Annotated in this window: 11 protein-coding genes and 2 tRNA genes; 7 read left to right on the top strand and 6 right to left on the bottom strand. The window is 70.5% G+C overall.

Annotated elements, in window-relative coordinates:
• Window positions 1-85 precede the first annotated feature (85 nt).
• The 5 genes from aceE (at window position 86) to D1648_RS09255 (ending at window position 6,600) form a co-directional block, all read left to right on the top strand.
• On the top strand, window positions 86-2,833 hold the full coding sequence (aceE, locus tag D1648_RS09235) for a pyruvate dehydrogenase (acetyl-transferring), homodimeric type (protein ID WP_122940966.1): 2,748 nt from the start codon (window positions 86-88) through the stop codon (window positions 2,831-2,833).
• 117 nt (window positions 2,834-2,950) lie between these two features.
• Window positions 2,951-3,898 carry an ACP S-malonyltransferase gene (locus tag D1648_RS09240; protein WP_122940968.1) on the top strand — a complete coding sequence of 316 codons (948 nt, stop codon included), beginning with the start codon at window positions 2,951-2,953 and terminating at the stop codon, window positions 3,896-3,898.
• Window position 3,899: 1 nt separating this feature from the next.
• The gene (locus D1648_RS09245; RefSeq protein ID WP_122940970.1) at window positions 3,900-4,901 is read left to right on the top strand and encodes a beta-ketoacyl-ACP synthase III; all 1,002 of its coding nucleotides are present in this window, start codon (window positions 3,900-3,902) and stop codon (window positions 4,899-4,901) included.
• Between the two features lie 136 nt (window positions 4,902-5,037).
• Window positions 5,038-5,286 (top strand): acyl carrier protein, encoded by a 249-nt coding sequence (locus D1648_RS09250; protein WP_015775709.1) that lies wholly within the window; start codon window positions 5,038-5,040, stop codon window positions 5,284-5,286.
• A gap of 72 nt (window positions 5,287-5,358) precedes the next feature.
• Complete coding sequence (locus D1648_RS09255) at window positions 5,359-6,600, top strand: beta-ketoacyl synthase (RefSeq protein WP_122940972.1); 1,242 nt, start codon at window positions 5,359-5,361, stop codon at window positions 6,598-6,600.
• A 266-nt stretch (window positions 6,601-6,866) separates the two neighbouring features.
• Here the strand turns inward: D1648_RS09255 and D1648_RS09260 are convergent, their stop codons facing one another.
• The 5 genes from D1648_RS09260 to D1648_RS09280 all read right to left on the bottom strand — a co-directional run bounded on the left by D1648_RS09260 (window position 6,867) and on the right by D1648_RS09280 (window position 9,792).
• Entirely contained in the window at window positions 6,867-7,358 is a 492-nt protein-coding gene (locus D1648_RS09260) for a DUF3145 domain-containing protein (RefSeq protein WP_122940974.1), read from the bottom strand.
• Window positions 7,359-7,447: 89 nt separating this feature from the next.
• Window positions 7,448-7,939: a peptide deformylase gene (locus D1648_RS09265; protein ID WP_122940976.1), complete on the bottom strand. Its 492-nt coding sequence runs from the start codon at window positions 7,937-7,939 to the stop codon at window positions 7,448-7,450.
• On the bottom strand, window positions 7,936-8,424 hold the full coding sequence (locus D1648_RS09270; protein WP_122940979.1) for an OsmC family protein: 489 nt from the start codon (window positions 8,422-8,424) through the stop codon (window positions 7,936-7,938). Before D1648_RS09270 ends, D1648_RS09265 begins: the two co-directional genes overlap by 4 nt.
• Before the next feature lie 71 nt (window positions 8,425-8,495).
• Window positions 8,496-8,567, bottom strand: a tRNA-Asn gene (locus D1648_RS09275).
• A gap of 79 nt (window positions 8,568-8,646) precedes the next feature.
• Window positions 8,647-9,792, bottom strand: coding sequence for a LacI family DNA-binding transcriptional regulator (locus D1648_RS09280; protein WP_122940981.1), 1,146 nt, complete (start codon window positions 9,790-9,792; stop codon window positions 8,647-8,649).
• A gap of 187 nt (window positions 9,793-9,979) precedes the next feature.
• On the opposite strand from D1648_RS09280, the gene D1648_RS09285 reads away from it, so the two are divergent.
• A complete protein-coding gene (locus D1648_RS09285; protein ID WP_122940983.1) occupies window positions 9,980-11,248 on the top strand; it encodes a glycosyl hydrolase in 1,269 nt (422 codons plus the stop codon).
• A gap of 96 nt (window positions 11,249-11,344) precedes the next feature.
• Window positions 11,345-11,418: transfer RNA gene (locus D1648_RS09290), tRNA-Ile, on the top strand.
• 81 nt (window positions 11,419-11,499) lie between these two features.
• Here the strand turns inward: D1648_RS09290 and D1648_RS09295 are convergent.
• Window positions 11,500-12,657 carry a tyrosine-type recombinase/integrase gene (locus D1648_RS09295; protein WP_164518656.1) on the bottom strand — a complete coding sequence of 386 codons (1,158 nt, stop codon included), beginning with the start codon at window positions 12,655-12,657 and terminating at the stop codon, window positions 11,500-11,502.
• Window positions 12,658-12,895: the final 238 nt, after the last annotated feature.

Here is a 12,895-nt window from a genome sequence, read left to right on the forward strand (position 1 = left end):
GGCACCGAGGCCATAGGAGCCGGGCCCACCGGCGTTCCTCAGCTCCCACGGCCGGTCCATCGACTCCGGTAGAGAGAAGGACAGTGTGACTTCGCACGAGACCCCTCGTCCCATCGGCATCAACCTGCCGAGCCATGCGCAGGATCCCGACCCGGAGGAGACCCGGGAGTGGCTCGACTCGTTCGACGGGCTCGTCGAGCACCGCGGCGCCGATCGGGCCTCCGAGGTCATGCAGAGCCTCATCCAGCATGCCCGCGACGAGGACCTGCACCTCCCGGACTCGCTGACCACGGACTACGTGAACACGATCTCCGAGGAGAACCAGCCGGAGTACCCCGGTGACGTGGAGCTCGAGAAGGAGCTGCGCAACATCAACCGCTGGAACGCGGCGATGGTCGTCCATCGCGCCCAGCGCCCCGGCGTCTCCGTCGGCGGCCACCTCTCCTCCTACGCATCGATCGCGACGATGTACGAGGTCGGGTTCAATCACTTCTTCCGCGGCCGGAACCACCCCGGCGGCGGCGACCACGTGTTCTTCCAGGGCCACGCCTCCCCCGGCATCTACGCCCGCGCCTTCGCGATGGGTCGCCTGTCCCAGGAGGATCTCGACGGCTTCCGCCAGGAGTTCTCCAGCGAGCACGGGATGCCCTCCTACCCGCATCCGCGTGCGATGCAGGACTTCTGGGAGTTCCCGACGGTCTCCATGGGCATCGGCCCGGTCAACGCGATCGAGCAGGCCTCCTTCGACCGCTATCTCCACAACCGGGGCCTGAAGGACACCAGCGAGCAGCACACCTGGGCGTTCCTCGGCGACGGCGAGATGGACGAGGTCGAGTCCCGCGGCGCGCTGCACATCGCCGCGAAGGAGCACCTGGACAACCTCACCTTCGTCGTCAACTGCAACCTGCAGCGCCTGGACGGTCCCGTCCGCGGCAACGGCAAGATCATCCAGGAGCTGGAGAGCCAGTTCCGCGGCGCCGGCTGGAACGTCATCAAGGTGATCTGGGGGTCCGGCTGGGACCCGCTGCTGAAGAAGTCCACCGACGGCGCGCTCATCGATCTGATGAACGCGACCCCGGACGGCGACTACCAGACCTACCGGGCCGAGGACGGCGCGTTCATCCGCGACAACTTCTTCGGCCGCGACCCGCGCACCAAGGCGCTCGTCGAGGACCTCTCCGACGACGACATCTGGTGGAAGCTCAACCGCGGCGGCCACGACGCGAAGAAGATCTACGCCGCCTTCCAGCAGGCCGCGACGCTGAAGAACGGCAAGCCGACCGTCATCCTCGCCCACACCATCAAGGGCTACCGCCTGGGCTCGAACTTCGCCGGCCGCAACGCGACCCACCAGATGAAGAAGTTCACGCTGGCGGACCTCAAGGCGCTGCGCGACACCCTGCGCATCCCGGTCACCGACGAGCAGCTCGAGTCCGGCAGCGTCTACGACGCCCCGTTCTATCTACCGGAGGACGACTCCCCGGTCATGCAGTACCTCAAGGAGCACCGCAGCGCCCTCGGGGGCCCGGTCCCCTCCCGCAGCACCGAGCACAAGGCGCTCGAACTGCCGGGCGACAAGGCCTACGAGGTCGTCAGGCGTGGCTCCGGCAAGCAGGAGATCGCCTCGACGATGGCGCTGGTGCGCCTGCTCAAGGACCTCATGCGGGACAAGGAGACCGGCAAGCGCTGGGTCCCGATCGTCCCCGACGAGGCCCGCACCTTCGGCATGGACTCGCTGTTCCCGACGGCGAAGATCTACAACCCCGACGGGCAGAACTACCTCTCGGTGGACCGTGACCTGCTGCTGGCCTACAAGGAGTCGACCTCCGGCCAGATCAAGCACATGGGCATCAACGAGATCTCCTCGACCGCGGCGTTCACCGCGGCGGGCACCTCGTACGCCACGCACGACTACCCGATGATCCCGTTCTACATCTTCTACTCGATGTTCGGGTTCCAGCGCACCGGCGACTTCTTCTGGGCCGCCGGGGACCAGATGGCCAAGGGCTTCGTCATCGGCGCGACAGCCGGCAAGACGACCCTCGCCGGCGAGGGCCTCCAGCACATGGACGGGCACTCCCCGATCCTCGCCAGTACCAACCCGGGTGCGGTCGTCTACGACCCGACCTACGGCTACGAGCTGGGCCACATCATCCGCGACGGCCTGCAGCGCATGTACGGCGAGGACGACCGCCTGCAGGAGGTCTTCTACTACATCACCGTCTACAACGAGCCGATGGTGCAGCCGGCCGAGCCGGAGGACCTGGACGTCGAGGGGCTGCTGAAGGGCATGTACCTCAACGAGCCCGCCCCCGAGGGCGACGGCCCCATCGCGCAGCTGCTCGCCTCCGGCGTGGGCGTCCCGTGGGCGAAGCACGCCCGCGACCTGCTCCTCGAGGACTGGGGCGTGCGCGCGAACGTGTGGTCGGTGACCTCGTGGACGGAGCTGCGCAAGGAGGCCCAGGAGGCGGAGAAGCACAATCTCCTGCACCCTGAGGATCAGCGCACCCCGTGGCTGTCGCAGCGCCTCGAGGGCGTCGAGGGACCGTTCGTGGCCACCTCGGACTACGACTTCATGGTGCCGGACATGATCCGCGAGTGGATCCCGGGCCGCTACGGCGTGCTCGGCGCCGACGGCTGGGGCTTCTCGGACACCCGTCCGGCGGCCCGCCGCCACCTGAAGATCGACGCGCACTCGATGGTCGTCAAGACCCTCCAGCTGCTCGCCAAGGACGGCACGGTCGACCCGTCGGTCGTCCGGCAGGCGATCGACAAGTACGACCTGACGAACGTGAACGCCGGCGAGTCCGGTTCGTTCGGCGGCGAGTCCTGATCATCCCGTCGGGCCGCTCCTCCGTGGGAGGGGCGGCCCGACGGCCGCTCTCCCCTTCCTCACCGGCCCGTCTCGACCTCCGAGCGGGCCGTCACCGTCTCTCCCCTGGAGGTTCCTGTGCTCGCGATCGTCTGCCCCGGCCAAGGGGCGCAGAAGCCCGGTTTCCTGACCCCGTGGCGTGAGCTGCCCGGTGTCGACGAGCTGCTGGGCTCGCTCTCCGAGCCGGCCGGCATCGACCTGCTGCGCCACGGCACCGAGTCCGACGCGGACACGATCCGCGACACCGCGGTCGCGCAGCCGCTGCTGGTCGCCGCCGGGATCGTGGCCGCCGCGCAGCTGCATGCCGAGGCCGATCTCCCCTCCGTCGACGTGCTCGCCGGTCACAGCGTCGGCGAGCTGACGGCCGCCGCGCTCGGCGGCGTCCTCTCCGACGAGGACGCGATGCGCCTGGTCGCGGTGCGCTCGCGCGCCATGGCGACCGCCGCCGCGGCCGAGCCCACCTCGATGGCAGCGGTCGTCGGCGGGACCCGCGAGGACGTCCTCGCCGCCATCGAGCGCCACGGCCTGCACCCCGCGAACATCAACTCCGCCGCACAGGTCGTCGCGGCCGGCTCCTCCGAGCAGATCGCGGCGCTCGCCGAGGACGGGCCCGCGAAGGCGCGAGTCATCCCGCTGCAGGTCGCCGGGGCCTTCCACACCCCGTACATGGCCTCGGCCCGAGAGGACCTCGCCGCCTTCGCCCCGTCCCTGAGCCCCGCCGACCCCTCGGTCCCGCTGGTCTCCAACGCCGGCGGAGAGGTCGTCACCACCGGCGCCCGCTATCTCGACCTCGTCGTCACCCAGGTCGCCTCCCCCGTGGACTGGCAGGCCTGCATGGCCACCTTCCGCGAGCGCGGAGTCACCGGCCTGCTCGAGGTCGCCCCGGCCGGGACCCTCACGGGCCTGGCCAAGCGCGAGCTGAAGGGCATCGCGCTCGCGAACCTCAACACGCCCGATGACCTCGAGGCTGCCCGCGCCCTGTTGCGCGAGCACGCCGGTCTCGCCCCGGCCGACGAGGAGGCCTGAGATGGCTCCGACCCTCTCCGCCCCGGCCGCCGTCCCCGGCTCGCAGGTCCTCGCCTACGGCGCCGCGCGGGGCGACCTCGTCGTGCCCAACGACGATCTCGTCGGCCCGATCGACTCCTCGGACGAGTGGATCCGCCAGCGCACCGGCATCGTCACCCGCACCCGCGCGAGCGCCGACGTGGGCGTGGAGGACCTCTCGCTCGCCGCGGCGAAGGAGGCGATCGAGCGCTCCGGCATCGACCTGGAGACCCTCGACGCGATCATCGTCTCGACGATCTCCTTCCCGTACCCCACCCCGTCGCTCGCGACGCTGCTGGCCGGCGAGCTGGGACGACCCGACGTCATCGCCTATGACATCTCCGCCGCGTGCGCCGGCTTCGCCTACGGCATCGGCCAGGCCGACGCCCTGATCCGCGCCGGCAGCGCACGGAACGTGCTCGTGATCGGCGCGGAGAAGCTCTCCGACTTCGTCTCCCCCACCGACCGCTCGATCTCCTTCCTGCTCGGGGACGGAGCGGGCGCCGCGGTCGTCGGCCCGAGCGAGACCCCGAAGATCGGCCCGACGGTCTGGGGCAGCGACGGCGACAACTGGAGCACGATCCGCATGACCGGCTCCTCCCTCGACTTCCGCGACGGGAAGGCCGAGTGGCCGACCCTCGAGCAGGACGGCCGCACCGTGTTCCGCTGGGCCGTGTGGCACACCGCGAAGAAGATCCGCGAGATGCTCGAGCGCTCCGGCATCGGCATCGAGGACGTCGACGTGTTCGTGCCGCACCAGGCGAACATGCGCATCATCGACGAGCTCGCCAAGCAGCTCAAGCTGCCCGAGGACGTCGTCGTCGGGCGCGACATCGCCGAGACGGGCAACACCTCCGCCGCCTCGATCCCGCTCGCGACCCATCGCCTGCTCGCCGAGGGTGCCGCCGAGAGCGGGGACGTGCTGGTGCAGTTCGGCTTCGGCGCGGGGCTCGCCTATGCGGGCCAGGTGCTGATCCTGCCCTGAGCCGGCGACGCCGCCCGGCGAGGACTGTCACCCGCATCACGACCGCGAAGTAACATCGTTCGGCCTGCCCGGATCCGCCCAGCGTCCCGGGTAGTCTGTGACCGCCACATAATCCGATCATCCCTAAGGAGCACCCATGGCACACACCGAGAACGAGATCCTCGAGGGCCTCGCCGAGATCGTCAACGAGGAGACCGGTGTCGCCACCGAGGACGTGAAGCTCGAGAAGTCCTTCACCGACGACCTCGACATCGACTCCATCTCGATGATGACCATCGTCGTCAACGCCGAGGAGAAGTTCGACGTGCGCATCCCCGACGAAGAGGTCAAGAACCTCGCGACCGTCGGCGACGCCGTCAAGTACATCGAGGGTGCCCAGAACTGAGCCCCGCCTGACGCCCGGGACGCTCCCGTCCCGGGCGTCGCCGTTCCCCGTCTGCCCGACCCGGAGGTCCGCATGTCCGCTTCCCGCTCCCGAGTCGCCGTCACCGGCCTCGGCACCGTCAACCCGCTGGGCGCGGACGTCGCGTCCACCTGGGAGGCGGCCCTGGCCGGGACCTCCACGGCCCGCACCCTCGACAACGACTGGAAGGAGTCCTACGGGCTCTCCGTCGACTTCGCCTGCCGGCTCGTCCCCGGTGCGCTGGACTCGCTGAGCCGGCCCGAGGCGAAGAAGCTCGATCCCTCCGGGCAGTACGCGATGGTCGCCGCCCGTGAGGCGTGGGCCGACGCGGGCAGCCCCGACGTCGATCCGACCCGGCTCGGCGTCGTGGTCGGCTCCGGCATCGGCGGGATCTGGACCACGCTGGACCAGTGGGACGTGGTGCGCGAGCGCGGCGCCCGACGGGTCAACCCCTTCACCGTGCCGATGCTGATGGCGAACTCCTCGGCAGCGAACATCTCGATGGAGCTGGGCGCCCGTGCCGGCGCGCACACCCCCGTCTCCGCCTGCGCCTCCGGCTCCGAGGCCGTGGCTCTGGGCATGGGCATGATCCGCGACGGCCGCGCCGACGTGGTCGTCGTCGGCGGCACCGAGGCGTCGATCCACCCGATGACCATCGCGGCCTTCGCGAACATCCGGGCCCTGTCCACGCGGGTCGACGATCCCGAGCACGCCTCGCGACCCTACGACGTGGACCGCGACGGCTTCGTGCTCGGCGAGGGCGCGGCGATCCTGGTGCTGGAGAGCGAAGAGCACGCGAAGGCACGCGGCGCCCGCGTCTACGCCTACGCCGCCGGTCGCGGCATGGCCTCCGACGCCCACCACATCTCGGCCCCGAACCCCGAGGGGCAGGCCGCCGCGGTGCGCGAGGCGGTCGAGGACGCCGGCATCGCCGCGCAGGACCTCAAGCACCTCAACGCCCATGGCACCTCGACCCCGCTGGGCGACATCGGCGAGCTGCGCGCGGTCGCCGACGCCCTGGACGGCGAGACCGACCAGATCGTCGTGACCTCGACGAAGTCGATGACCGGGCACCTGCTCGGCGGCGCCGGCGCACTCGAGACCGTGTTCTCGGTGCTCGCCGCGCACCACCGCACCGTCCCGCCCACGATCAACATCGAGAACCTCGACCCCGAGACGCCGATGGCGATCGCGAACGGCGCTCCGGCGCAGCTCCCCGACGGCGACGTCGCCGTGCTGAACAACGCCTTCGGCTTCGGCGGCCACGACATCGCCCTGGTGGTCGCCTCGGCCTGATCCGCAGCGGCCAGCAGCTGCCGCGGCCGGCCTGCCGCAGGCCCGCAGCCGGCCCTGCGGCCCCGCAGCCGGCCCCGCGGCCCTGCGGCCGGCCCCGCGGCCCCGCAGCCGGCCCCGCGGCCGAGAATGCTTCAATCCCACCCGCTTCTGCCCGAGAAGCGGTTGGGATCGAAGCATTTCCCGACCCGGAGCGCAGCAGGACCCGGAGGGCAGCAGAAACCGGCGTGCGAAAGACCCGGTGAGCGTGAGGAGCGGTCTGGCCTGACTCAGCTCACGCGGTGGAGCCAGCGCATCGGGACGCCCTCGCCGGCGTGGCGGTAGATCTCCAGCTCCTCGTCCCAGGGCTCCCCGAGCGCGATGCCGAGCTCGCGGGGCAGCGCGAGGGGGTCCTGGCCCGCCCGCTCCATGCAGCCGCGCACGTGATCCTCGGTGAGCACGATGTTCCCGGCGTGATCGGTCGCGGCGTGGTGGATGCCGAGCTCGGGCGTGCAGCTCCAGCGGGCTCCGTCGACGGCGGCGGTCGCCTCCTGCGTCACCTCGAAGCGCACCTCGTGCATGCCGCGCAGGGCGCTGACCAGTCGCGCGCCGGTGTCCTCACGGCCGCGCCAGGTCATCTCGGCGCGCTGGAGTCCGCGGCCGACGGGCTGGTCCTCCCAGCGAATGCGCGCGGGCATGCCGAGGACCCCGCTGGCGGCCCATTCGATATGGGGCGTGAGGGCGCGCGGGGCGGAGTGGATGTACAGAACGCCCTGGGTCATCTCGTTCCTTCCGGTGTCCGATGCGTCTTCCCCAACGAATCGAAACCATGGACGGAACCGATGGCAGCGCGTGCCTGTCCGTGACGAGCTTAGAGGGTCTCCCTGATCTGGCGCAACGCACGCTTCTTCACCGAGCGCTCGAGCCCGTCGATGTAGAGCTCCCCGTCGAGATGACCGACCTCGTGCTGGATGAGGCGGGCGATGATCCCCTCGCCGGCGAACTCGATCTCCTCGCCCTCGAGGTTCGTGCCCACGCAGCGGGCGTAGGCGGAGCGGGTGCGCGGGAAGAAGAGCCCCGGCACGGAGAGGCAGCCCTCGTCGTCGTGCTGGAGCTCCTCGGAGAGCTCGACGATGACGGGGTTGAGGATGTAGCCGAGCTCGCCGGTCTCCACGAGATGCCAGGAGAAGGCGCGCAGGCTCACGCCGATCTGGTTCGCGGCGAGGCCCGCGCGGGCGTCGTCGTCGACGGTCTCCAGCAGGTCGCGCACCAGGCTGCGCGTACCGTCGGTGATCGTGCGGATCGGGTCGCAGGGGGTGCGCAGCACCGGATCGCCGACGACGCGGATGGGACGGATGGTCATGCCTGCTCTTCCTGGTCGGACGACGGGGCGGGGGCATCCGCGCCGAGGATGCGGTGGGTGACCTCCGTGCCCGGGACGACGGTGCGCTCGACCGTGCAGCCGGCCGCGACCGCGCGGGAGAACACCTTCGCCACGGTCGCGATCTCCTGCGCGGTGAGGCCCTCGAGCGGGAGCTGCACCTCCTCGGCGATCGTGGCGTAGCGGTTCTCCGACTCGTCGGAGGAGCCGTGCGCCCACAGCCGGGCCGGGAAGTCCTCCCCGAGGCGGCGTGCGAGGTTCACGTCGCTGCTCATGCCGGCGCAGCCGATCAGGGCGAGCTTCAGCAGCTCGCCGGGGCTCGCCTCCCCCTCGCCGTGGCCGATGGGGATCTCGACGCCCCGCTGGGTGCGGCCGACGAGGGTGCGCTGCCCGGTGCGGTCGGCCCAGACGCTGCCGGGGCCGAAGCCCTCCGGGAGCGGGAAGCGATCATCGGGCAGGGACGGCACGCTGGACTCCTTCAGGTGACCGGAGGGGGAAACAAGACAGCCCCGGACGGATCCGGGGCTGTGCCTTGGGGCTCCCGCAGTTGGATTCGAACCAACAACCCTTCGATTAACAGTCGAATGCTCTGCCGTTGAGCTATGCGGGATCGACCTGGACGACTGTAGCAGGGTCGAGCCCGGCTCCGCATCCCGGAACCCCCGCTCGACCGGCCACTATGACGAAGGTTACGCCGTCCGGGAGGAGCGCGTTGCGGGGCGCTCCGGCCCCTCCTCCGAGGGGCCTGTGGCACCGTCCAGCTGGGGGGCGGTCGAGCCGCGCACGATCAGCTCGGGGATCAGCGCGCGGGTCTCCGGCTCCCCCGCGCCGCCGGTCTCCCGGCGCTCGCGACGCGCGGCGATCACCTCGAGCAGCCGATCCGCGGCGACGCGTCCGTACTCGGTGGCCGAGCGCCCGATCGCGGTGATCGGCGGGCGGTGGCCGCGCGCGAGCGGCGAGTCCTCGTAGCTCGCGACGGCGACGTCGGCGGGGACCGCGAGCCCCGCCTGCTCGAGCACATGGCAGCCGGCCAGCGCCATCTCGTCGCTGTCGAAGAGGAGCGCGCTCGGCGGCTCCTCCCGGGACAGCAGCTCGGCGGTCGCGACCTCCGCACCTGAAGCACCGAAGCCCGCCGGCTGGTTCAGACACTCCAGGCCCAGCTCCTCACAGCGCGCGGCGAAAGTGCGGTCGCGCTGGTGGGTGTGCAGGAAGACGTCGTCGCCCGCGACCCGGGCGATGCGGGTGTGGCCGAGCTCGGCGAGATGGTCGACCAGCAGGCGCGTGGCGTGCGCGTCGTCGACATAGACCGACGGCAGGGAGCCGTGATGCCCGGGCCCGCCGACGACCAGCGCGGGCAGTCCGAGCTCCTCGAGCGCGGGGATGCGGGCGTCGTCGAGGCGGAGGTCCACGACGACGACCCCGTCGACGCGCCGCTGCGAGAACCAGCGACGGAAGGTCTCGATCTCCGCCTCGGGGGTCTCGACGATCTTCATCTGCAGCGAGTAGTCCTCCCGGCTGAGGACCTCCTGGAGCCCGGCGACGAAGGCGCCGAAGAACGCCTCGGCGCCGAGGATCTCCGCGGGGCGGGCGAGCACCATCCCCACGGTGAGCACGGGCGCGCCGGCGAGGGCCCGGGCGGCGGGAGAGGGCTCCCACCGCAGCTCGCGGGCGATCTCCAGGATCCGTTCGCGAGTGGCGTCGGAGACGCCGGGCCGGCCGTTGACCGCGAGGGACACTGCGGCCGAGGTGACCCCTGCCCGTCGGGCGATGTCCGCGATGGTCACGCGCTGACCGCGCCCGCTCCCCCGCGGCGGCGTGCGCTGCTCGGCTGCCATGCTCGGCCCCTCCCCGCCCGCCCCGCGGGGCGTCTCCCGCACCTGTGGCTAAAGCGCTATAGTAACTCGTGGTGACAAAGCGGTCCCCCGGGGGTCCCGGAGCCATCATCCTCCCCCATGCGACCGATGAGGTGCGGATGCCCCGCCGTGGTCGCCCTGTCCATGCACCGCCCGACGGAAGGACACGATGTCCGCGCTCACCCCGGCCCCGACGGCCGCCGGCCCGGTCCGCTTCGGCGTGAACTACACCCCGCGACAGGGTTGGTTCCACTCCTGGCTCGACCTCGACCTCGACGCGGTCGGCGAGGATCTCGCCGCGATCGCCTCGCTCGGCGCCGACCACGTGCGGCTGTTCCCGCTGTGGCCGCTGCTGCAGCCCAACCGCACGCTGATCCGTCCCCGCGCGCTCGAGGACGTCCGCGCCGTGGTCGACGTCGCGGCGAGCGTGGGACTGGACGCGGTGGTGGACGTGGTGCAGGGGCACCTGTCGAGCTTCGACTTCGTCCCGAGCTGGCTGCTCACCTGGCACCGGCGGAACATGTTCACCGACCCCGAGGTGGTCCGGGCGACCGCGACGCTGGTCCGTGAGGTGGCGCGCACCGTCGCGGAGGCCCCGAACCTGATCGGCCTCACCCTCGGCAACGAGGTCAACCAGTTCTCCGCCTCGAACCACCCCGACCCCGATGCGGTCACGGTCGCCGAGGCCGAGGCGTGGACCAGCACCCTGCTGGACGCCGCTCGCGAGGGCGCCCCGTCCGGGATGCACACCGTCGCCAATTACGACGCCGCCTGGCTCATGGACGACCACGCCTTCACTCCGGACCAGTCCGCGCAGCTGGGCGACGCGACCGTGGTCCACTCCTGGATCTTCGACGGCACCGGGCAGCGCTACGGCGCCCGCTCCCACGAGGTCGCCCATCGCGCCGAGTACTACCTCGAGCTCGCCCGCGCCTTCTCCCCCGCCCCCGACCGGCCGCTGTGGCTGCAGGAGGTGGGGGCGCCGCGCAGCATCCTCGAGGAGGAGGACGTGCCCTGGTTCGTGCGCTCCACGATCGCGAACGCCCTGGACTGCCCGGAGCTGTGGGGCGTGACCTGGTGGTGCTCGCACGACGTCTCGCGGCAGCTGGCGGACTTCCCACCGCTGGAGCACACCCTCGGACTCTTCGACGAGCACGGGCGGCTCAAACCGGCCGGCGAGTCGTTCCGCGACGCGATCGCCGCGGGGAAGGAGCGCACCGCGCCGAACCCCCGGGGCAGCGCGATCGAGTTCGCCGTGGGCCCCGACCCGCTGCTGGACCGCAGTGCGGCAGCACCCGGCGGCTCGGTCTTCGAAGCCTGGATGGACGCCTCCCGCAGCGGCGAGCGGCCGACGGTCCGCGTGGTGCGCGAGGCGGGCGAGTCCCGCGCCGGCGACCAGCGCACCGGCGGCGCCGCCGCGACACGCCTCCCGGCCTGAGCGCCGGCGAGCAGTCCACCCCCCGAACCCCAGCCATCACGCCAGGTCACGCCGTCCCGCGTGATAGATTCCTCGAGGCCCTCGCGCAGGGCACCAGGCCCAGTAGCTCAGCCGGTCAGAGCAGCGGACTCATAATCCGTCGGTCGCGAGTTCAAGCCTCGCCTGGGCCACCTGACCTGCAGGTCCTCGACCCTCGTAGCGTTCCGCGCTCGACAGGTACGATTTAAGTACGAGTTTCGAGCACTCCCACATCACTTCAGCACGGAGGCAGCCACGTCGACGTCGACGCTCCTGCTGTCCACGTACGAGGCCCACGAGGTTGCGGGGTCATGCCCCATGACCGACATGATGACCCGCGGATCGACGCTCGCGTCCATGAGCTGTCGCTCCACCGTTCTGCGCAGAGTATGGAACGTGACCCACGGGAACCCGGCACGGTCGAGCTTGCGGCGCACTGCTTTGCGGGCTGCGGTCTGGTCGGGCAGTCCACCTCGCTGCGCGGGAAACACGAAGGCGGCTCCCGGGGTTGCCCCCTGAAGCTGCGCGTCCAGCGCCCCCCGCTGACGAGCCCGCAGCATCTCGGCCGCCGCGGGAGGAAGAGGGACAGTTCGCCTACTCGAGTCGCGCTTCAACATCGGCTTCCACTCCCGAGACTTCCCGGATCCGTACACCTGACCGCGGACCGTCAGGAATGATCGTTCGTCTCCCAGGTGAACATCCACCCACCGCAGCGAGTTCGCCTCGTTAATGCGCAGGCCCGTGTAGGTTCCGAGGATGATTAGGTCCGCCATGTCGAGTCTCTGCTGAGGGTGACGGATTCGCACCTTCTCCCGAAGTGTCACTACCTGCTCGTTGGTGAGTGAGTTTTTAAGCGGACGCGACGCCCCGTTCTTATACGTATGCGTCTCTGGAGAAACCGTAGTCGCGGGGACGCGAAGGTTCACTGCCGGGTCGACCGTGATGTAGCGAAGTGCAATCCCACGAGCGGTAGCCTTTCGCCAAAGAGCTCGCAAGTGCGTGAGCGACCCAGCACCCAACTCCGCGACGCGCTCCAGTTCGTCTGAGAGATCCGCGGGAGTCAGCTGGTCGATCGGAATCCCGTGCACACGCGACTCCTGTGGCGTTGCACGACGGATGTGGGAGCGCGCTCCAGTGGAGCCCGCGTCGTCCGCGGGAGACGGGTGCCCTGCCCAGAGGCGGGCAACCCCCAGGTACTTCGACACGGAGTTCGGGGACTTGACCTGCGGGTCACGTCCGCTTTCGATCCGCTCGACTGCCCATGCGATCAGATCACCGAGTGTCGGTACCGCATCGTCGGCATCAAAGGACCTTCGCTCGTGATCGACGACTCGCTCGAGGGCAGACTGGGCCAGCGATGGCGTCTGCGCCGACCGGGAGAGCTGCGTCATCGTGCCATCTTCAAGGCGTAGCCGACACCGCGCTCGCCACTGCCTGCCACGCTTTGCTCGCGACAGCGAAGGATCGGAGGGGTCCGCAGCTCGCCAGGGACCACCGTCAGTGCGTACGTGAAAAGCGACCGCTGTGGTTGAGCCCGGCGGAGTCTTCCTTCGGCTCATCGCGACATCAGCCGCCATTGCATAGCGGCGTCGTGGGGCGATTGACGCAATGAAGTTACAGCAGTGACCA

Source organism: Brachybacterium sp. EE-P12 (assembly GCF_003711805.1).
Classification (GTDB): domain Bacteria; phylum Actinomycetota; class Actinomycetes; order Actinomycetales; family Dermabacteraceae; genus Brachybacterium.

Excerpts from the sequence above, each read along its gene's own strand:
- D1648_RS09245 (WP_122940970.1), top strand. The coding sequence starts at position 3,900 with ATGGCTCCGACCCTCTCCGCCCCGGCCGCCGTCCCCGGCTCGCAGGTC.
- D1648_RS09250 (WP_015775709.1), top strand. The coding sequence starts at position 5,038 with ATGGCACACACCGAGAACGAGATCCTCGAGGGCCTCGCCGAGATCGTC.
- D1648_RS09255 (WP_122940972.1), top strand. The coding sequence starts at position 5,359 with ATGTCCGCTTCCCGCTCCCGAGTCGCCGTCACCGGCCTCGGCACCGTC.
- D1648_RS09260 (WP_122940974.1), bottom strand. The coding sequence starts at position 7,358 with ATGACCCAGGGCGTTCTGTACATCCACTCCGCCCCGCGCGCCCTCACG.
- D1648_RS09265 (WP_122940976.1), bottom strand. The coding sequence starts at position 7,939 with ATGACCATCCGTCCCATCCGCGTCGTCGGCGATCCGGTGCTGCGCACC.
- D1648_RS09280 (WP_122940981.1), bottom strand. The coding sequence starts at position 9,792 with ATGGCAGCCGAGCAGCGCACGCCGCCGCGGGGGAGCGGGCGCGGTCAG.
- D1648_RS09285 (WP_122940983.1), top strand. The coding sequence starts at position 9,980 with ATGTCCGCGCTCACCCCGGCCCCGACGGCCGCCGGCCCGGTCCGCTTC.
- D1648_RS09295 (WP_164518656.1), bottom strand. The coding sequence starts at position 12,657 with ATGACGCAGCTCTCCCGGTCGGCGCAGACGCCATCGCTGGCCCAGTCT.